Source organism: Nonomuraea sp. 3-1Str, assembly GCF_031570565.1.
Classification (GTDB): domain Bacteria; phylum Actinomycetota; class Actinomycetes; order Streptosporangiales; family Streptosporangiaceae; genus Nonomuraea.
Window position 1 is genome coordinate 419,799 of the sequence record NZ_JALHBK010000003.1, and the last position, 18,348, is coordinate 438,146.

Sequence of the window (18,348 nt, forward strand, 5' to 3'; positions counted from 1 at the left end):
TTCCTCATCTCAGTAGCCATATCAGAACTCGAGCCCGCCTTCGCGGGCGCTGTCCGCCAGGGCGGCGATACGCCCGGCGTAGCGGTTGCCACCGCGGTCGAAGACGACAGCGGTGATCCCGGCTTCCTTGGCCCGCTGAGCGAGGAGCTCGCCGACCTTCTTCGCCTTCTCGGTCTTGTCCGCCTCGAGCGTGCGCAGCGAGGCGTCCATGGTGGACGCGCTCACCAGCGTGTGGCCGGCGGTGTCGTCCACGATCTGGACGAACATGTGACGGGTCGAGCGGTTGACGACCATGCGGGGACGCGCAGTCGTGCCGACGACGTTCTTGCGGACGCGGCGGTGACGGCGGGCCCGCGAGACGGTGCGGGCAGCCGTGTGCTTGCTGAACGCAGTCTTCGGAGCCATGCCTACTTACCAGCCTTTCCGACCTTGCGGCGGATCTGTTCGCCCTGGTAACGCACGCCCTTGCCCTTGTACGGGTCAGGCTTGCGCAACTTGCGGATGTTGGCGGCGACCTCGCCGACCTTCTGCTTGTCGATGCCGTCCACGTGGAACAGGGTCGGCTTCTCGACGCGGAAGGTGACGCCCTCGGGGGCGTCGACGATGACCGGGTGACTGAAGCCCAGTGCGAACTCCAGCTGCGTCGGGCCCTTGGCCTGGACGCGGTAACCGACGCCCACGATCTCCAGGGTCTTGGAGTAACCCTGCGTGACGCCCTGCACCATGTTGGCGATGAGGGTGCGAGACAGGCCGTGCAGCGCGCGGACCTTGTTCTCGTCGTTGGGGCGGGTGACGGCGACAGCGCCGTCGTCGTCCCGAGCCACCGAAATGGGCTCGGCGACCGAGTGAGTGAGCGTGCCCTTCGGTCCCTTGACCTGGACATCCTGGCCGGTGATCGTGATGTCTACGCCACTGGGCACAGGGATGGGCAGCCGTCCGATTCGCGACATGCTGTGTTACTCCCTTCTACCAGACGTAGGCGAGGACTTCCCCGCCCACACCACGCTTGCCGGCCTGCTTGTCGGTCATGAGGCCGGCGGACGTCGAGATGATCGCGACGCCGAGCCCGCCCAGGACCCGAGGCAGGTTGTCCTTCTTCGCATAGACCCGCAGACCGGGCTTGGAGACCCGGCGCAGGCCCGCGAGCGACCGCTCACGGGTCGGCCCGAACTTGAGCTCCACCACGAGGCTCTTGCCCACCTTGGCGTCCTCGACGGCCCAAGACTGGATGTAGCCCTCCTGCTGGAGGATCTCGGCGATGTGCGCCTTGATCTTCGAATACGGCATAGTCACACTCTCGTGGTACGCCGAGTTCGCATTGCGCAGACGCGTCAACATGTCTGCGATGGGGTCGGTCATCGTCATGGCCAGTGGCCTTCCTCGCCGCGGTTTCCAGTCGGCGAAGCATCGAGTGCTTCTGCACCGCTCTGCCGGTGGACCTTCGGCGTGGTCATGGGTGCTCTCGGCGAGAGCGCCCTGGGTTTGTCAGCGTTTCGCTTGCTATGTACGGCCGGCAGCCCGCGGGGGCGACGTCACGCCGCCCCCACAGGGTAACTACCAGCTGGACTTGGTGATGCCAGGCAGCTCGCCCCGGTGCGCCATCTCACGGAAGCAGACGCGGCACAGGCCGAACTTCCTGTAGACGGCGCGGGGACGACCGCAGCGCGTGCACCGGGTGTAGCCCCGGACCTCGAACTTCGGCTTGCGATTAGCCTTGGCGATCAGCGACTTCTTCGCCATGATCAGGCCTCCTTGAAGGGGAAGCCGAGGAGCTTCAGCAGCGCCCGGCCCTGGTCGTCGGTCTTCGCGGTGGTCACGATCGTGATGTCCATGCCCCGCGGCCGGTCGACCTTGTCCTGGTCGACCTCGTGGAACATGACCTGCTCGGTCAGACCGAACGTGTAGTTGCCGTTGCCGTCGAACTGCTTCGGCGACAGGCCGCGGAAGTCACGGATGCGGGGCAGCGCCAGCGACAGCAGCCTGTCGAGGAACTCCCACATGCGGTCGCCGCGAAGCGTGACGTGCGCGCCGATCGGCATGCCCTCGCGCAGCTTGAACTGGGCGATGGACTTGCGGGCCCGGACGACGGCCGGCTTCTGGCCGGTGATCACGGTGAGGTCGCGAACGGCGCCCTCGATGAGCTTCGAGTCGCGAGCCGCCTCGCCGACACCCATGTTGACCTTGATCTTCACCAGGCCGGGGATCTGCATGACGTTCTCGATGCCGAAGTCCTCGCGAAGCTTGGCCGCGATCTCCTCGCGGTACTTCGTCTTGAGGCGCGGCGTCGGACGCTCGGTCTCAGTGGTCGTGGCAGTCATCAGCTGTCCTCACCCGTCTCGTCGGCCTTCTTCTCGTCGGCCTTCTTGTCGGCGGGCTTGTCGTCCTTGAGCTTCTTCACGTTGCTCACGTGGATGGCGGCCTCCATGGTCTGCACGCCGCCGGTCTTGGCGCCGCGCGGACCCTGGTGGGTCTCCTTCGTGTGCTTCTTGATCATGTTGACGCCCTCGACCACCACGCGGTCCCTGTCCGGGAGGGTGGCGATGACGTGACCCTTGGCGCCCTTGTCCTTGCCGGCGATGACCTGGACGAGGTCACCCTTCTTCACGTGCAGCTGCTTGGGCATTACAGCACCTCCGGCGCGAGCGAGATGATGCGCATGAACTTCTTGTCGCGCAGCTCACGGCCGACCGGGCCGAAGATACGAGTGCCGCGAGGGTCACCGCTGTCCTTGATGATGACGGCGGCGTTCTCGTCGAAGCGGATGTAGGAGCCGTCGGGCCGGCGGCGCTCCTTGACAGTGCGGACGATGACGGCCTTGACCACGTCGCCCTTCTTGACGCCCGTGCTGCCCGGCAGCGCGTCCTTGACAGTGGCGACGATGACGTCGCCGATACCGGCGTAGCGTCGGCCCGAACCGCCGAGAACGCGGATGCAGAGAATCTCCTTGGCACCCGTGTTGTCGGCGACCTTGAGCCGCGACTCCTGCTGGATCACGATTACTCCTGTTAGTCGCGCCGGTTCTCATTGCTGAGCCTGGCGGAACCCGTCGGTTTCTTGGTCCTCCGGCCACAACTCCGCAGAGCCGCACCGCAGGCGACGCGGGAAGCTCCCACGTCCTTGGACACCGTCATGGGGGGTGTCTCCACCCCCCACGAGGCGCGGTATATCCGAGAAGGGTTACTTGGCCTTCTCGAGGATCTCGACGACCCGCCACCGCTTGGTGGCGGAGAGCGGACGAGTCTCCATCAGAAGCACACGGTCGCCCACGCCACAGGCGTTGGACTCGTCGTGCGCCTTGTACTTGGTCGTACGGCGGATGACCTTGCCGTACAGACGGTGCTTGACGCGGTCCTCGACGGCGACGACGACGGTCTTGTCCATCTTGTCGCTGACGACCAGGCCCTCACGGACCTTGCGGAAGTGCCGCGAGTCGTCGTTCGTCTCGGTGGTCTCGGTGGTCTCGGTCTCAGCCATCGCTCGTCTCCTTCTCGACCGTGACGATGCCGAGCTCACGCTCGCGCATCACGGTGTAGATACGGGCGATCTCGCGGCGGACAGCACGCAGCCGCCCGTGGCTCTCCAACTGACCGGTCGCCGCCTGGAAGCGGAGGTTGAACAGCTCCTCCTTGGCTTCCTTGAGCTTCTGGACCAGGGTGTCCTGGTCCTCCACCCGCAGCTCGCCGGCGGTCAGGCCCTTAGCCATCACGCCTCACCCACTTCACGCTTAACGATCTTGCACTTCATCGGGAGCTTGTGGATCGCGCGCTGAAGCGCCTCGCGCGCGACCGGCTCCGCCACGCCGGACAGCTCGAACATCACGCGTCCGGGCTTGACGTTGGCGATCCACCACTCGGGGGAGCCCTTACCGGAACCCATGCGGGTCTCGGCCGGCTTCTTGGTGAGCGGACGGTCGGGGTAGATGTTGATCCACACCTTGCCGCCACGACGGATGTGGCGGGTCATGGCGATACGAGCCGACTCGATCTGGCGGTTGGTCACGTAGGAGTGCTCAAGCGCCTGAATGCCGAACTCGCCGAACACGACCCTGGTGCCGCCCTTGGCGGCTCCGCTGCGGTCAGGCCGGTGCTGCTTGCGGTGCTTGACCCTGCGCGGGATCAGCATGGTCAGCTCCCTTCAGCACCCGGCTGCGCAGCCGGGCCGGTCTCGGGGGCAGCCTGCGCGGCCGCCTCAGTCCTGGGGGCACGGTCACCACGGCCGCCACCACGGCGGGCGCCACCGGCGCCACCACCGCGACGGGGACGGTCGCCGCCGCCGCCACCCCTACGGTCGTCACGCTCGCGACGCTGGCCGGCGCGGGCACCGGCAGCAGCCGCCTCGCGCTCGGCGCGGCTCGTCGGAGCCTCGCCCTTGTAGATCCACACCTTCACGCCGATGCGGCCGAAGGTGGTACGGGCCTCGTAGAAGCCGTAGTCGATGTCCGCGCGCAGCGTGTGCAGCGGCACACGACCCTCGCGGTAGAACTCCGACCTCGACATCTCAGCGCCGCCCAGACGGCCGGAGCACTGGACACGGATGCCCTTGGCGCCGGACTTCATGGCGGACTGCATCGCCTTGCGCATGGCACGGCGGAACGAGACACGGCTGGACAGCTGCTCGGCCACGCCCTGCGCGACGAGCTGCGCGTCGATCTCCGGGTTCTTGACCTCGAGGATGTTGAGCTGGACCTGCTTCTTGGTCAGCTTCTCCAGGTCGCCACGGATACGGTCCGCCTCGGCGCCGCGCCGGCCGATCACGATGCCGGGACGCGCGGTGTGGATGTCCACCTGCACGCGGTCCGTCGTGCGCTCGATCTCGACCTTGGAGATGCCGGCCCGCTCCATGCCCTTCTGCAGCATGCGGCGGATCGCCACGTCCTCGGCGACGTACGACTTGTACAGCTTGTCGGCGTACCACCGGCTCTTGAAGTCGGTCGTGATGCCGAGGCGGAACCCGTGCGGGTTAACCTTCTGGCCCACTATCGGGTCCTTCCCTTCGGCTCGCGGGACTCCACGATCACAGTGATGTGGCTCGTCCGCTTGTTGATCCGATAGGCGCGACCCTGTGCACGCGGACGGAACCGCTTCAGCGTCGGGCCCTCGTCGACCCACGCCCGGCTGACGACGAGCGTCTGCGGGTCGAGGTCGAAGTTGTGCTCAGCGTTCGCCACGGCGCTGCTGAGCACCTTGTAGATAGGCTCGCTCGCCGACTGGGGAGCGAACTGCAGCACGGCCTGCGCCTCCGAAGCGGGCAGCCCGCGAATAAGGTCCACCACGCGGCGGGCCTTCTGGGGCGTGACGCGGACGAACCGCGCCTGAGCCCTGGCTTCCATCGCTTACTCCTCTTACTTCTGAAGGCTGCTATCGCCGGCTGCGGCGGTCTTCCTTGACGTGGCTGCGGAAGGTGCGCGTCGGGGCGAACTCTCCCAGCTTGTGGCCGATCATCGCCTCGGTGACGAACACCGGCACGTGCTTGCGGCCATCGTGAACGGCGATCGTGTGCCCGAGCATGTCAGGCACGATCATGGAGCGCCGCGACCACGTCTTGATGACGTTCTTGGTGCCCTTCTCGTTCTGGACGTCGACCTTCTTCTGAAGGTGCTCGTCCACGAAGGGACCCTTCTTAAGGCTACGTGGCATTTCGGCTGCTCCTACCGCTTCTTCCTCTTGCTCCGACGACGGATGATCAGCCGGTCGCTGGACTTGTTGGCCTGGCGGGTGCGGCCCTCGGGCTTGCCCTTGGGGTTCACCGGGTGGCGACCACCAGAGGTCTTGCCCTCACCACCACCGTGCGGGTGGTCGACGGGGTTCATCGCGACACCGCGGACGGTCGGGCGCTTGCCCTTCCACCGCATACGGCCGGCCTTGCCCCAGTTGATGTTGGCCTGCTCGGCGTTGCCGACCTGGCCGACCGACGCCCGGCAACGCACGTCGACCATGCGCATTTCACCGGACGGCATACGCAGGGTGGCGTACTGGCCTTCCTTGGCGAGCAGCTGGATCTGGGCGCCCGCGGAGCGGCCGAGCTTGGCGCCGCCGCCCGGACGGAGCTCCACCGCGTGGATGAAGGTACCCGTCGGGATGTTGCGCAGCGGCAGGCAGTTGCCCGGCTTGATGTCGGCAGCGGGGCCGTTCTCGATGCGGTCGCCCTGCTTCAGGCCGGTCGGCGCGATGATGTAGCGCTTCTCGCCGTCGGCGTAGTGCAGCAGAGCGATGTTGGCGGTGCGGTTGGGGTCGTACTCGATGTGAGCGACCTTCGCCGGAATGCCGTCCTTGTCATGCCTACGGAAGTCGATGATCCGGTAGGCGCGCTTGTGACCGCCGCCCTGGTGGCGCGCGGTGACCCGGCCGTGTACGTTGCGGCCGCCCTTGTTGTGAAGGGGCGCAAGCAACGACTTCTCGGGCGTGCTGCGCGTGATCTCGGAGAAGTCCGAGACACTCGAGCCGCGGCGACCCGGGGTCGTCGGCTTGTACTTACGGATGCCCATCTTTTTCGTTCATCCTTCGTCGGTTACATGGGTGAGCCCGCCGCACCGAAGTGCGACGGTCTCAAGCCCTTCACGGGCCTCGCGACCCGCTCTCTTTCTGTGGCTGCTAGCCGATCTGACCGAAAATGTCGATCCGATCGCCCTCGACCAGGCTCACGATCGCGCGCTTGGTGTCGGGACGCTTGCCGTAACCGGTGCGGGTGCGCTTGCGCTTGCCCTGCCGGTTGATCGTGTTCACGCTGGTGACCTTGACCCCGAAGATCTGCTCGACGGCGATCTTGACCTGGGTCTTGTTCGCGGTCTTCTTCACCAGGAACGTGTACTTGTTGTTCTCATCGATCAGGCCGTAGCTCTTCTCGGAGACGACCGGCTTGATGATGACGTCGCGCGGGTCGGCGATCTTCTCCATCAGGCGTCTTCCTTCTCACTCTGAGCTGCCGCCTGAGCCGACAGCCGCGCCACGACCTGGTCGTAGGCCTCACGGGTGAAGACCACGTCGTCGTTGCAGAGCACGTCGTAGGTGTTGAGCTGCCCGGCGTCCAGCAGGTGGACCTCCGGGGCGTTGCGCAGGCTCAGCCAGGTGCGCTGGTCGGCCTCGTCCACGACGAGGAGGACGGACCTGGCCTGCGTGATGTTACGCAGGGCCTGCAGCGCCGCCTTGGTCTTCGGGGTCTCCCCGTCGACCAGGCCGCTCACCACGTGCACGCGACCGCCGCCGGCCCGGTCCGAGAGGGCCCCGCGCAGGGCGGCGGCCTTCATCTTCTTGGGCGTGCGCTGCGAGTAGTCGCGCGGCACCGGACCGTGGACGACGCCACCACCGGTGAACTGCGGGGCGCGGGTCGAGCCCTGACGGGCGCGGCCGGTGCCCTTCTGGCGGTACGGCTTCTTGCCGCCGCCGCTGACCTCACCACGGGTCTTGGCCTTGTGGGTGCCCTGCCGGCGAGCGGCGAGCTGGGCCACGACCACCTGGTGGATCAGAGGAATGTTGACCTTGGCGCCGAAGATGTCTTCGGGAAGGTCGACGGTGCCCGCCTTGGCGCCGCTGGCGTCGAGGACGTCAATGCTGGTCACTTGGCAGCCCCCTTCTTTGCAGCGGTGCGGACGAGGACCAGGCTGCCGTTGGCGCCGGGGATCGCACCCTTGATGAGGATGAGTCCCTTCTCGGCGTCGACGGCGTGAACCTTGAGGCTCTGCACAGTGGTGCGGACGTTACCCATCCGACCAGCCATGCGCAGACCCTTGAACACGCGGCCCGGGGTGGCGCAGCCACCGATGGAACCCGGCGAGCGGTGCTTGCGCTGCGTACCGTGCGACGCGCCCAGACCACCGAAGCCGTGCCGCTTCATGACACCGGCGAAGCCCTTGCCCTTGCTCTTGCCCGTCACGTCGACGAACTGGCCGGCCTCGAAGGTGTCGGCCAGCAGCTCCTGGCCCAGGGTGTAGTCGCTCGCGTCGTCGGTGCGGATCTCCGCGAAGTAACGGCGCGGGGTGATGTCGTGCTTGCGCAGGTAGTCGCCGAGCGGCTTGTTGACCTTCCGGGGGTCGACCTGCCCGAAGCCGAGCTGAACGGCGGAGTAGCCGTCCTTCTCCGCGGTGCGGACGCGGGTCACCACACACGGACCGGCCTCGACCACGGTGACCGGTACGAGCCGGTTGTCCGCGTCGAAGACCTGGGTCATGCCGAGCTTCTTGCCCAGGACGCCCTTGATCGTCTTAGCCATGTCAGTGTGATCCCTCAGAGCTTGATCGAAATGTCGACGCCCGCGGGGAGGTCGAGCCGCATGAGCGAGTCGACGGTCTTGGGCGTCGGGTCGATGATGTCAATCAGCCGCTTGTGCGTGCGCATCTCGAAGTGCTCGCGGCTGTCCTTGTACTTGTGCGGCGAGCGGATGACGCAGTACACGTTCTTCTCGGTCGGCAGCGGCACCGGGCCCGCGACCTTCGCACCAGTCCGCGTCACCGTCTCGACGATCTTCTTGGCCGAAACGTCGATGACCTCGTGGTCATAGGCCTTGAGCCGAATGCGGATCTTCTGTCCCGCCATAGTGGCCTCGGTGTCCTTCGCTGTCGTCTGAAAAAGTATCGTGCGGCCTGTTGCCGCTGATCGGTCGCGGGCGTGAACCCGCATGGCCCCACGTGACAGACGCAGATGATCTGCCGTTTCTTCCGTGATCCGGCAGTTACTTCGGTCACTGCCGAAGCCACTGCGAGATCACGGCGTTGCGTGGGACCTGGACGGAGCCTCACGGCTCCGGCCTGTCGTGGTGCGGCGGCCGGCCCCTGATAGGAGGGCCGGCCACCGCCCCGCGATCGCGCTACTTGATGATCTTCGTGACCCGACCGGCGCCGACGGTGCGGCCACCCTCACGGATCGCGAACTTCAGGCCTTCCTCCATGGCGATGGGCTGGATCAGCTCAACGCGCATTTCGGTGTTGTCGCCCGGCATGACCATCTCGGTGCCCTCGGGGAGGTGCACGACACCGGTCACGTCAGTCGTACGGAAGTAGAACTGCGGGCGGTAGTTGTTGAAGAACGGCGTGTGGCGGCCGCCCTCGTCCTTGGACAGGATGTAGACCTGGCCCTCGAACTCGGTGTGCGGGGTGGTCGTGCCCGGCTTGATGATGCACTGGCCGCGCTCGACGTCGTCGCGCTTGATGCCGCGGAGCAGCAGCGCGGCGTTGTCGCCCGCGTGACCCTCGTCGAGCATCTTGTTGAACATCTCGATGCTGGTGACGGTGGTGGTCGTCTTCTCCGGCTTGATGCCGATGATGTCGACCTGCTCGTTGACCTTGACGATGCCGCGCTCGATACGGCCGGTGACGACCGTGCCACGACCGGTGATCGAGAACACGTCCTCGACCGGCATGAGGAACGGCTTCTCCGTCTCACGGGGCGGCTCGGGCACGTTCTCGTCGACGGCGTTCATCAGCTCGATGATGCTGTCGGCCCACTTCTCGTCGCCCTCAAGAGCCTTGAGCGCGGAGACGCGGACGACCGGCAGGTCGTCGCCGGGGAACTCCTGAGCGGACAGGAGCTCACGAACCTCGAGCTCGACGAGCTCCAGGATCTCCTCGTCGTCCACCATGTCGGACTTGTTGAGGGCCACGACGATGTAGGGGACGCCGACCTGGCGGGCCAGGAGGACGTGCTCCTTCGTCTGCGGCATCGGGCCGTCGGTGGCGGCGACCACGAGGATCGCGCCGTCCATCTGAGCGGCACCGGTGATCATGTTCTTCACGTAGTCGGCGTGACCGGGGCAGTCCACGTGGGCGTAGTGGCGCTTCTCGGTCTGGTACTCGACGTGCGCGATGGAGATCGTAATGCCGCGGGCCTTCTCCTCAGGCGCCTTGTCGATCTTGTCGAACGGCGTAGCCTGGTTCAGCTCGGGGTAACGGTCGTGGAGCACCTTGGTGATCGCCGCGGTCAGCGTGGTCTTACCGTGGTCGATATGCCCAATGGTGCCGATGTTCATGTGCGGCTTGTTCCGCTCGAACTTGGCCTTGCCCACTGGCTTCTCTCCTTGAGAATCTGACTGACTTTCGTCTGCACACTCGGGCCCGGGTCTTCCCGAACCCCTAGGCGGCGGGGCGGCTCGCACCACCCCGCCAGAGGCCGAGGCCTCTTCAACGGCCGGACGCCGGCGAACCGGCGCCCCGCCTGGTGGGGTCCCGGGACTATTCGCCCCGGGCCTTCGCGACGATCTCCTTGGCGATGCCCGGAGGCACCTCCGAGTAGGAGTCGAACTGCATGCTGTAGCTCGCGCGCCCCTGCGTCTTGCTACGCAGGTCACCAACGTAGCCGAACATCTCAGACAGCGGCACGAGCGCCGTGACGACGCGGGCGCCGGCCCGCTCGTCCATGGACTGGATCTGCCCGCGGCGACCGTTGAGGTCACCGATGACGTCACCCATGTAGTCCTCGGGCGTGGTGACCTCGACGGCCATCATCGGCTCGAGGAGCACGGCGTCCGCCTTGCGCGCGGCCTCCTTGAAGGCCATCGAGCCAGCGATCTTGAACGCCATTTCCGAGGAGTCGACGTCGTGCGCGGCACCGTCGGTCAGCGTCACCTTCACGCCCACCATCGGGTAGCCGGCCAGCACGCCGAACTCGGCGGCCTCCTGAGCGCCCGCGTCGACCGAGGGGATGTACTCCCTCGGGATGCGACCACCGGTGACCTTGTTCTCGAACTCGTAGCCGTCGTTGCCTTCGCCCAGCGGTTCGAGGTTGATGATCACCCGCGCGAACTGACCGGAACCACCGGTCTGCTTCTTGTGGGTGTAGTCGAGCTTCTCCACCTTGCGGCGGATGGTCTCGCGGTAGGCGACCTGAGGACGGCCGACGTTGGCCTCGACCTTGAACTCGCGGCGCATCCGGTCGACCAGGATCTCCAGGTGCAGCTCGCCCATGCCCCAGATGACCGTCTGACCGGTCTCCTCGTCACGGCGGACCTGGAAGGACGGGTCCTCCTCGGCCAGCCGCTGGATGGCGGTGGAGAGCTTCTCCTGGTCGCCCTTGGTCTTGGGCTCGATGGCGACGTTGATGACCGGAGCCGGGAACGTCATCGACTCGAGCACGACCTGGTGGGTCGGGTCGGACAAGGTGTCGCCGGTGGTGGTGTCCTTCAGACCCATCACGGCGACGATCTGACCAGCGATCGCCGTCGGGCGCTCTTCGCGCTTGTTGGCGTGCATCTGGTAGATCTTGCCGATCCGCTCCTTCTTCCCCTTCACAGAGTTGACAACCTGTGAACCGGTCTCGAGCGTGCCCGAGTAGATGCGGATGTAGGTGAGCTTGCCCAGATGCGGGTCGCTGGCGATCTTGAAGGCCAGAGCGGAGAACGGCTCGGTCGGGTCCGCGTGACGCTCGATCACCTCTTCCTCCTTGCCGACCGCGTGGCCCTTGAAGGCCGGGATGTCGGTCGGGGCGGGGAGGTAGGCGACGATCGCGTCGAGCAGGGGCTGCACGCCCTTGTTCTTGAACGCGGTGCCGCAGAGAACCGGGTTGATGGCGCTGGCCAGCGTGGCGCGGCGGATGGCCGCGATCAGCTGCTCCTCGGTGGGCTCGGTGCCCTCGAGGAAGAGCTCCATCAGCTCGTCGTCGTTCTCGGCGACGGTCTCGATGAGCCGGTCGCGCCACTCACGGGCGGCCTCGGCGTGGTCGGCCGGGATGTCGACGGTGTCGTACATCTCGCCCTTCGCCGCCTCGGCGCTCCAGATGAGGGCCTTCATCTTGATGAGGTCGATGACGCCCTTGAAGTCGGCCTCAACGCCCCACGGAAGCTGGATGACCGCCGGGGTGGCGCCCAGACGGTTGACCATCATGTCGACGCAGCGGTGGAACTCCGCGCCGACACGGTCCATCTTGTTCACGAAGCAGATGCGGGGAACTTCGTAGCGGTCAGCCTGGCGCCACACCGTCTCCGACTGCGGCTCGACACCAGCGACACCGTCGAACACGGCGACCGCACCGTCGAGGACGCGGAGCGAACGCTCCACCTCGATGGTGAAGTCGACGTGACCCGGGGTGTCGATGATGTTGATGGTGTGACCGAGCCACTCGCAGGTCGTCGCGGCCGACGTGATCGTGATGCCGCGCTCCTGCTCCTGCTCCATCCAGTCCATCGTGGCAGCGCCCTCGTGGACTTCACCGATCTTGTAGTTGATGCCGGTGTAGAACAGGATGCGCTCGGTCGTGGTGGTCTTGCCCGCGTCGATATGGGCCATGATCCCGATGTTGCGGACCTTGGCCAGGTCAAGAGCGGTCGTGGTGGCCACTTCTCTCGCGTCCTCGTCGTCTCGTCGAACCCGCCGGGGTTACCAGCGGTAGTGGGCGAAGGCCTTGTTGGACTCGGCCATCTTGTGGGTGTCCTCGCGCTTCTTCACGCTCGCCCCGAGGCCGTTGCTGGCGTCGAGGAGCTCGTTCATGAGGCGCTCGGTCATGGTCTTCTCGCGGCGGGCGCGGGAGTACTGCACCAGCCAGCGCAGGGCCAGGGTGGTGCTGCGCGCGGCGCGCACCTCGACCGGCACCTGGTAGGTCGCGCCACCGACGCGGCGGCTGCGGACCTCGAGGGTCGGCTTGACGTTGTCGAGCGCGCGCTTGAGGGTGACGACCGGGTCGTTGCCCGTCTTGTCCCTGCAGCCCTCGAGGGCGCCGTAGACGATCGACTGCGCGATGGAGCGCTTGCCGTCCAGGAGCACCTTGTTGATCAGGGCGGTGACCAGCGGCGAACTGTAAACCGGGTCAGCCATGAGCTGACGACGGCCAGGAGAACCCTTGCGAGGCATTGTTAGCTCTTCTCCTTCTTCGCGCCGTAGCGGCTACGGGCCTGCTTGCGGTTGCGGACACCCTGGGTGTCAAGCGAGCCGCGGATGATCTTGTAGCGAACACCCGGCAGGTCCTTCACACGACCGCCACGCACGAGCACGATGGAGTGCTCCTGCAGGTTGTGACCCACACCGGGGATGTAGGCCGTGACCTCGATGCCGTTGGTGAGCCGAACACGGGCCACCTTGCGCAGTGCCGAGTTGGGCTTCTTCGGGGTCGTGGTGTACACGCGCTGGCAGACGCCGCGGCGCTGCGGACTCCCCTTGAGGGCAGGAGTCTTGGTCTTTGAGACCTTGTCCTGCCGGCCCTTGCGGACCAACTGCTGAATAGTGGGCACTGCCACTCCGTTTCGTGCCTTGGCCGGTGTACGTCAAGTTGTGCGATTCGCAGGTACTGCCGGTGTCATGACCTGCTGTTTTAGCCTCCCCCCGCGCCCCCGCGGTCGGGCGTGTCGCGCTGTTCGCACAGACACATCCCCGTGGGTTACGAGCCAGGAAGCCGTCCCGCGCTCCCGAAACGAGCGCACGGTCGAGAGCCCGCATAGTAACGGGCACGATGCTCAAGACTACCTAGGTCGCTGCGACACGTCAAAACGGCGCGGCAAACCAGACAAGGCTTGCCACTCCGGATCGCAGCGGCCATCTCATCAAGGCCCGGACTACTGCTCCGCAGCCATGATATCCGCCCCGCGCCGTGCTTCGTCGCGCTTCCCCTCACACCGACCACCGGAATTCCGTTGACTTCGTATCGATAGTCGATAGCATCGGCTTTCGATACTATCGAACAACGATATGGAGCGGCTTCATGCCTTCCCAAGAAGCGTCCCATCTGCGGTGGACGGCGATCACGGTGCGCGTCCTGCTCGCGCTCCTCGCCGCCGTGACGGCGTACGAGATCGGCCGCGCGGCCGTGACCGGCGGCGCCCAGCTCCTGTACCAGAGCTCCCGGTTCGCCACCACGATCGTGCTGCTCGCGGCGCTCCTCCTGCTCGAACGGCTGATCCGGGCGGCCCGGCGGGAGGGCGGGTTCGACGAGGCGGTCGTCAGGCGCCTGCGGTTCCTCGGCGTCTTCCTGGCCGCCGGTACGCTCGTGTCGTCGCTCTACACGACGATCGCCGAGACCGGCCTGGCCCAGTCGATGGTGGCCGGCGCCCTCAGGAGGCCCTGGGAGCTCGCCCTGGTCAACTGGGCCTTCCCCTGGGCGTACCTGGTCGCCGGGGTCGGCCTCGTCGTGATGGCGAAGGTCGTCCGCGTCGGAGCGTCCATGCGCGAGGAACTCGAAGGAACCGTCTGATGCCACCTGAGGACAGCTCCGAGCACGCCATCGAGGTCCACCTGGACCGGCTGCTCGAAGAGCGCGGCATGACGCTGGTGGAGCTGGCCGACAAGGTCGGGATCACGAACGTGAACCTGTCGATCCTCAAGAACAACCGGGCCAAGGCCATCCGCTTCTCGACCCTGGCCAAGATCTGCGAGGTGCTCGGCTGCCAGCCGGGCGACCTGCTCTCCTTCACCCCGCCCCGGTAGCTCCGCCCACCGCCCTTATCCGCGGGGGCGGGAGCGGCCGCGGGCATGAGACACCCCCCTGAAACGCGGGCGCGCCCGGGGCCTCCAGTGGAGGCGCCCGGGCGCGTCACGTACGGGACGGGTCCCGAACTACCGGTTGTACTGGCCGAAGTCGTACTCCTCCAGCGGCACGGCCTCGCCACTGCCGGTGCCGAAGGTGTAGTCGGCCGCGGAGCCGTCGTAGCCGCCCACGGTGTACATGGCGGCCTTGGCCTCCTCGGTCGGCTCGACCCGGATGTTGCGGTACTGGGGCATGCCCGTACCGGCCGGGATGAGCTTACCGATGATGACGTTCTCCTTCAGGCCCAGGAGCGAGTCGGACTTGGCGTGGATCGCCGCGTCCGTCAGGACCCTGGTCGTCTCCTGGAAGGAGGCCGCCGACAGCCACGACTCGGTGGCGAGCGACGCCTTCGTGATGCCCATGAGCACCGGACGGCCGGCGGCCGGCGAGCCGCCCTCCGCCACCGTCTCGCGGTTCATCAGCTCGAAGCGCGGGCGCTCCACGAGCTCACCGGGCAGCAGGTCGGTGTCACCGGACTCCAGCACGTTCACGCGCTTGAGCATCTGCCGCACGATGATCTCGATGTGCTTGTCGTGGATCGACACACCCTGCGACCGGTAGACCTGCTGGACCTCCGCCACCAGGTGCAGCTGCACGGCCCGGGGGCCGAGGATGCGCAGCACCTCGTTGGGGTTGACGGCACCGGCGACCAGCTGCTGGCCGACGCCGACGCGCTGGCCGTCGGTGACGAGCAGGCGCGAGCGCATCGAGACCGGGTAGGCGATCTCCTCCGAACCGTCGTCCGGCGTGATGATGAGCTTCCTGGCCTTGTCGGTCTCGTCGATGCGGACCCGGCCCTCCGCCTCGGAGATCGGGGCGACACCCTTGGGGATGCGCGCCTCGAACAGCTCCTGGACTCGGGGCAGACCGTGCGTGATGTCGGCACCGGCCACACCACCGGTGTGGAAGGTACGCATCGTCAGCTGCGTGCCCGGCTCACCGATCGACTGGGCGGCGATGATGCCGACCGCCTCGCCGACGTCCACCAGCTTGCCGGTGGCCAGCGACCGGCCGTAGCAGGTCGCGCAGACACCGATCTTCGCCTCGCAGACGAGCGCGCTGCGGGTGCGGACGGTCTCGATGCCGGCCGCGACCAGCGCGGTCACGTGGTTGTCGTTGATGTCGACACCCTCGGCCGCGATGACCTTGCCGTCGACCACGACGTCCTCGGCCAGGATGCGGCCGTGCACGTTGGACTCGGCGTTCTCGGCCTTGACCAGGTTGCCCGACGCGTCGCGCTCGCCGACGTGCAGCGGGACCGCGCGGTCGGTGCCGCAGTCGATCTCGCGCACGATGACGTCCTGCGCCACGTCCACCAGACGACGGGTCAGGTAACCCGAGTCGGCGGTCCGCAGGGCGGTGTCGGCGAGACCCTTCCGCTGACCGTGGGTGGAGATGAAGTACTCCAGCACCGACAGGCCCTCGCGGAACGAGGCCTTGATCGGACGCGGGATCGTCTCACCCTTGGTGTTGGACACCAGGCCACGGATGCCGGCGATCTGACGCACCTGCATCTTGTTGCCTCGGGCGCCGGAGTTGACCATCATCCAGACCGGGTTGGTCGCCGGGAAGGCGTTGACCATGTCGGTCTCGACGTCGGCCGTCGCGTGCGTCCAGATCTCGATGAGCTCCTGACGGCGCTCCTCGTCGGTGATCAGACCACGCTCGTACTCACGCTGCACCTTGTCGGCGCGGCGCTCGTAGTTCTCCATGATGTCGGACTTGTTCGGCGGCGCGACGACGTCGTCGATGGCGATCGTGACGCCGGAACGGGTCGCCCAGCGGAAGCCCGCGTCCTTGAGCGCGTCGAGCGAGTTGGCGACCTCGACCTTGGGGTAGGTCTCGGCCAGCTCGTTCACGATCGTGGACAGCTGCTTCTTGCCGACCTGGAAGTTGACGAACGGGTAGCTCGCGGGCAGCGTCTGGTTGAACAGGCACCGGCCGAACGTCGTCTCCAGACGGATCGGGTCGCCCTGCTCCCAGCCCTCCGGCGCGACCCACTCACGCGGCGGAAGGACGTCCTTCAGCCGGATCTGGATCTTCGCCTGGATCTCCAGCTCGCGACGGTCGAAGGCCATCTGCGCCTCGGCGATCGAGCCGAAGACCCGGCCCTCGCCGACCGCGCCGTCCTTCTGCGTGGTCAGCCAGTACAGGCCGATGACCATGTCCTGGGTGGGCATCGTCACGGGCTTGCCGTCGGCCGGCTTGAGGATGTTGTTGGTCGAGAGCATCAGGATGCGTGCCTCGGCCTGGGCCTCGGCCGACAGCGGCAGGTGCACGGCCATCTGGTCGCCGTCGAAGTCCGCGTTGAACGCGGTGCAGACGAGCGGGTGGATCTGGATGGCCTTGCCCTCGACCAGTTGCGGCTCGAACGCCTGGATGCCGAGACGGTGCAGCGTCGGTGCGCGGTTGAGCAGCACCGGGTGCTCCGTGATGACCTCTTCCAGCACGTCCCACACCACGGGGCGGGCGCGCTCGACCATCCGCTTGGCCGACTTGATGTTCTGCGCGTGGTTGAGGTCCACGAGCCTCTTCATCACGAACGGCTTGAACAGCTCCAGCGCCATCTGCTTGGGCAGACCGCACTGGTGCAGCTTCAGCTGCGGGCCGACGACGATGACCGAACGGCCGGAGTAGTCGACTCGCTTGCCCAGCAGGTTCTGGCGGAAGCGGCCCTGCTTGCCCTTCAGCATGTCGCTGAGGGACTTCAGCGGACGGTTGCCGGGACCGGTGACCGGGCGACCGCGACGGCCGTTGTCGAACAGCGCGTCCACGGCCTCCTGGAGCATCCGCTTCTCGTTGTTCACGATGATCTCGGGCGCGCCGAGGTCGAGCAGACGCTTGAGGCGGTTGTTCCGGTTGATGACCCGGCGGTACAGGTCGTTCAGGTCGGAGGTCGCGAACCGGCCACCGTCGAGCTGCACCATCGGGCGCAGGTCCGGCGGGATGACCGGGATGCAGTCGAGCACCATGCCGCGCGGCGAGTTGGTGGTGTTGAGGAACGCCGACACGACCTTGAGCCGCTTGAGGGCGCGGGCCTTCTTCTGGCCCTTGCCGCTGCGGATCGTCTCGCGCAGGTTCTCGGCCTCGGCGTCGAGGTCGAAGCTGATCAGGCGGTCCTGGATCGCCTGCGCGCCCATGCCGCCCTTGAAGTAGCGGCCGAAGCGGTCGCGCATCTCGCGGTAGAGCAGCTCGTCGCCCTCGAGGTCCTGGACCTTGAGGTTCTTGAAGCGGCTCCAGACCTCGTCCAGCCGGTCCAGCTCGCGCTGGGCCCGGTCGCGGAGCTGACGCATCTCGCGCTCGGCGCCCTCGCGGACCTTGCGGCGCTGGTCGCCCTTGGCGCCGGCGGCCTCCAGCTCGCCCAGGTCGGACTCGAGCTTCTTCTGCCGGGCCTCGACGTCGGCGTCGCGGCGCTGCTCGATGTGCTGCCGCTCGACGGAGATCTTCGCCTCCAGCGAGGGCAGGTCACGCTCACGCATCTCGGTGTCGACCTGCGTGATCATGTACGCCGCGAAGTAGATGACCTTCTCCAGGTCCTTCGGGGCGAGGTCGAGCAGGTAGCCGAGGCGCGACGGGACGCCCTTGAAGTACCAGATGTGCGTGACGGGGGCGGCCAGCTCGATGTGGCCCATCCGCTCACGGCGCACCTTGGCCCGGGTCACCTCGACGCCGCAGCGCTCACAGATGATGCCCTTGAACCGGACGCGCTTGTACTTACCGCAGTAGCACTCCCAGTCGCGGGTCGGACCGAAGATCTTCTCGCAGAAGAGCCCGTCCTTCTCCGGCTTGAGGGTGCGGTAGTTGATGGTCTCCGGCTTCTTGACCTCGCCGTGCGACCACTGGCGGATGTCGTCGGCCGTCGCCAGGCCGATCCTGAGCTCGTCGAAGAAGTTGACGTCTAGCATTGTGTGCG

The 18,348-nt window shown here is 66.7% G+C and carries 25 protein-coding genes; 2 read left to right on the forward strand and 23 right to left on the reverse strand.

Translation table 11 applies throughout. The features are described 5' to 3' along the window. Positions 1-21: 21 nt before the first annotated feature. From rplR to rpsL, 22 genes are all read right to left on the reverse strand, one after another. Entirely contained in the window at positions 22-405 is a 384-nt protein-coding gene (gene rplR / locus MTP10_RS08625) for a 50S ribosomal protein L18 (RefSeq protein WP_310708513.1), read from the reverse strand. A gap of 2 nt (positions 406-407) precedes the next feature. Then, entirely contained in the window at positions 408-950 is a 543-nt protein-coding gene (gene rplF, locus MTP10_RS08630) for a 50S ribosomal protein L6 (RefSeq protein WP_310708514.1), read from the reverse strand. Positions 951-966: 16 nt separating this feature from the next. Beyond that, positions 967-1,365, reverse strand: a complete 399-nt coding sequence (gene rpsH, locus MTP10_RS08635; protein ID WP_310708515.1) for a 30S ribosomal protein S8 — start codon at positions 1,363-1,365, stop codon at positions 967-969. Between the two features lie 189 nt (positions 1,366-1,554). Next, on the reverse strand, positions 1,555-1,740 hold the full coding sequence (locus MTP10_RS08640) for a type Z 30S ribosomal protein S14 (RefSeq protein ID WP_310708516.1): 186 nt from the start codon (positions 1,738-1,740) through the stop codon (positions 1,555-1,557). Between the two features lie 2 nt (positions 1,741-1,742). Then, on the reverse strand, positions 1,743-2,318 hold the full coding sequence (rplE, locus tag MTP10_RS08645; RefSeq protein ID WP_310708517.1) for a 50S ribosomal protein L5: 576 nt from the start codon (positions 2,316-2,318) through the stop codon (positions 1,743-1,745). Beyond that, on the reverse strand, positions 2,318-2,611 hold the full coding sequence (gene rplX, locus MTP10_RS08650) for a 50S ribosomal protein L24 (protein ID WP_310708557.1): 294 nt from the start codon (positions 2,609-2,611) through the stop codon (positions 2,318-2,320). The genes rplE and rplX overlap by 1 nt, the downstream gene beginning before the upstream one ends. A gap of 11 nt (positions 2,612-2,622) precedes the next feature. Continuing rightward, the gene (gene rplN / locus MTP10_RS08655) at positions 2,623-2,994 is read right to left on the reverse strand and encodes a 50S ribosomal protein L14 (RefSeq protein ID WP_026214151.1); all 372 of its coding nucleotides are present in this window, start codon (positions 2,992-2,994) and stop codon (positions 2,623-2,625) included. A 183-nt stretch (positions 2,995-3,177) separates the two neighbouring features. Beyond that, positions 3,178-3,474 (reverse strand): 30S ribosomal protein S17, encoded by a 297-nt coding sequence (gene rpsQ, locus MTP10_RS08660; RefSeq protein WP_310708519.1) that lies wholly within the window; start codon positions 3,472-3,474, stop codon positions 3,178-3,180. Further along, complete coding sequence (gene rpmC / locus MTP10_RS08665) at positions 3,467-3,703, reverse strand: 50S ribosomal protein L29 (RefSeq protein WP_080047279.1); 237 nt, start codon at positions 3,701-3,703, stop codon at positions 3,467-3,469. Before rpmC ends, rpsQ begins: the two co-directional genes overlap by 8 nt. Beyond that, the gene (gene rplP, locus MTP10_RS08670; protein ID WP_253768403.1) at positions 3,703-4,122 is read right to left on the reverse strand and encodes a 50S ribosomal protein L16; all 420 of its coding nucleotides are present in this window, start codon (positions 4,120-4,122) and stop codon (positions 3,703-3,705) included. Before rplP ends, rpmC begins: the two co-directional genes overlap by 1 nt. Before the next feature lie 2 nt (positions 4,123-4,124). Further along, the gene (rpsC, locus tag MTP10_RS08675) at positions 4,125-4,976 is read right to left on the reverse strand and encodes a 30S ribosomal protein S3 (RefSeq protein ID WP_310708521.1); all 852 of its coding nucleotides are present in this window, start codon (positions 4,974-4,976) and stop codon (positions 4,125-4,127) included. Then, a complete protein-coding gene (gene rplV, locus MTP10_RS08680) occupies positions 4,976-5,329 on the reverse strand; it encodes a 50S ribosomal protein L22 (RefSeq protein ID WP_148036781.1) in 354 nt (117 codons plus the stop codon). The genes rpsC and rplV overlap by 1 nt, the downstream gene beginning before the upstream one ends. Positions 5,330-5,357: 28 nt before the next feature. Next, positions 5,358-5,636 carry a 30S ribosomal protein S19 gene (gene rpsS, locus MTP10_RS08685; RefSeq protein WP_310708523.1) on the reverse strand — a complete coding sequence of 93 codons (279 nt, stop codon included), beginning with the start codon at positions 5,634-5,636 and terminating at the stop codon, positions 5,358-5,360. An 11-nt stretch (positions 5,637-5,647) separates the two neighbouring features. Continuing rightward, positions 5,648-6,484 (reverse strand): 50S ribosomal protein L2, encoded by an 837-nt coding sequence (gene rplB, locus MTP10_RS08690; RefSeq protein ID WP_310708524.1) that lies wholly within the window; start codon positions 6,482-6,484, stop codon positions 5,648-5,650. Between the two features lie 106 nt (positions 6,485-6,590). Further along, positions 6,591-6,893, reverse strand: a complete 303-nt coding sequence (rplW, locus tag MTP10_RS08695) for a 50S ribosomal protein L23 (RefSeq protein ID WP_020542309.1) — start codon at positions 6,891-6,893, stop codon at positions 6,591-6,593. Beyond that, positions 6,893-7,555, reverse strand: a complete 663-nt coding sequence (gene rplD, locus MTP10_RS08700; protein ID WP_310708525.1) for a 50S ribosomal protein L4 — start codon at positions 7,553-7,555, stop codon at positions 6,893-6,895. The genes rplW and rplD overlap by 1 nt, the downstream gene beginning before the upstream one ends. Then, entirely contained in the window at positions 7,552-8,205 is a 654-nt protein-coding gene (gene rplC, locus MTP10_RS08705; RefSeq protein WP_148439698.1) for a 50S ribosomal protein L3, read from the reverse strand. Before rplC ends, rplD begins: the two co-directional genes overlap by 4 nt. 14 nt (positions 8,206-8,219) lie before the next feature. Beyond that, positions 8,220-8,528 carry a 30S ribosomal protein S10 gene (gene rpsJ, locus MTP10_RS08710; RefSeq protein WP_030912931.1) on the reverse strand — a complete coding sequence of 103 codons (309 nt, stop codon included), beginning with the start codon at positions 8,526-8,528 and terminating at the stop codon, positions 8,220-8,222. Positions 8,529-8,799: 271 nt separating this feature from the next. Continuing rightward, positions 8,800-9,993: an elongation factor Tu gene (tuf, locus tag MTP10_RS08715; RefSeq protein ID WP_175587904.1), complete on the reverse strand. Its 1,194-nt coding sequence runs from the start codon at positions 9,991-9,993 to the stop codon at positions 8,800-8,802. A gap of 166 nt (positions 9,994-10,159) precedes the next feature. Further along, entirely contained in the window at positions 10,160-12,208 is a 2,049-nt protein-coding gene (gene fusA, locus MTP10_RS08720) for an elongation factor G (RefSeq protein WP_397206438.1), read from the reverse strand. Between the two features lie 90 nt (positions 12,209-12,298). Continuing rightward, positions 12,299-12,769 (reverse strand): 30S ribosomal protein S7, encoded by a 471-nt coding sequence (rpsG, locus tag MTP10_RS08725; RefSeq protein ID WP_055505082.1) that lies wholly within the window; start codon positions 12,767-12,769, stop codon positions 12,299-12,301. A 2-nt stretch (positions 12,770-12,771) separates the two neighbouring features. Continuing rightward, positions 12,772-13,146: a 30S ribosomal protein S12 gene (gene rpsL, locus MTP10_RS08730; RefSeq protein WP_020542315.1), complete on the reverse strand. Its 375-nt coding sequence runs from the start codon at positions 13,144-13,146 to the stop codon at positions 12,772-12,774. A gap of 467 nt (positions 13,147-13,613) precedes the next feature. Here rpsL and MTP10_RS08735 point away from each other — a divergent pair, with 467 nt between their 5' ends. Together MTP10_RS08735 and MTP10_RS08740 are read left to right on the forward strand one after the other, a co-directional pair. Continuing rightward, positions 13,614-14,102, forward strand: a complete 489-nt coding sequence (locus MTP10_RS08735; RefSeq protein WP_310708528.1) for a DUF2975 domain-containing protein — start codon at positions 13,614-13,616, stop codon at positions 14,100-14,102. After that, the gene (locus tag MTP10_RS08740; RefSeq protein ID WP_310708529.1) at positions 14,102-14,335 is read left to right on the forward strand and encodes a helix-turn-helix transcriptional regulator; all 234 of its coding nucleotides are present in this window, start codon (positions 14,102-14,104) and stop codon (positions 14,333-14,335) included. The genes MTP10_RS08735 and MTP10_RS08740 overlap by 1 nt, the downstream gene beginning before the upstream one ends. 129 nt (positions 14,336-14,464) lie before the next feature. On the opposite strand, the gene MTP10_RS08745 is transcribed toward MTP10_RS08740, so the two are convergent. After that, positions 14,465-18,340 (reverse strand): DNA-directed RNA polymerase subunit beta', encoded by a 3,876-nt coding sequence (locus MTP10_RS08745; RefSeq protein ID WP_310708531.1) that lies wholly within the window; start codon positions 18,338-18,340, stop codon positions 14,465-14,467. Between the last annotated feature and the right edge of the window lie 8 nt (positions 18,341-18,348).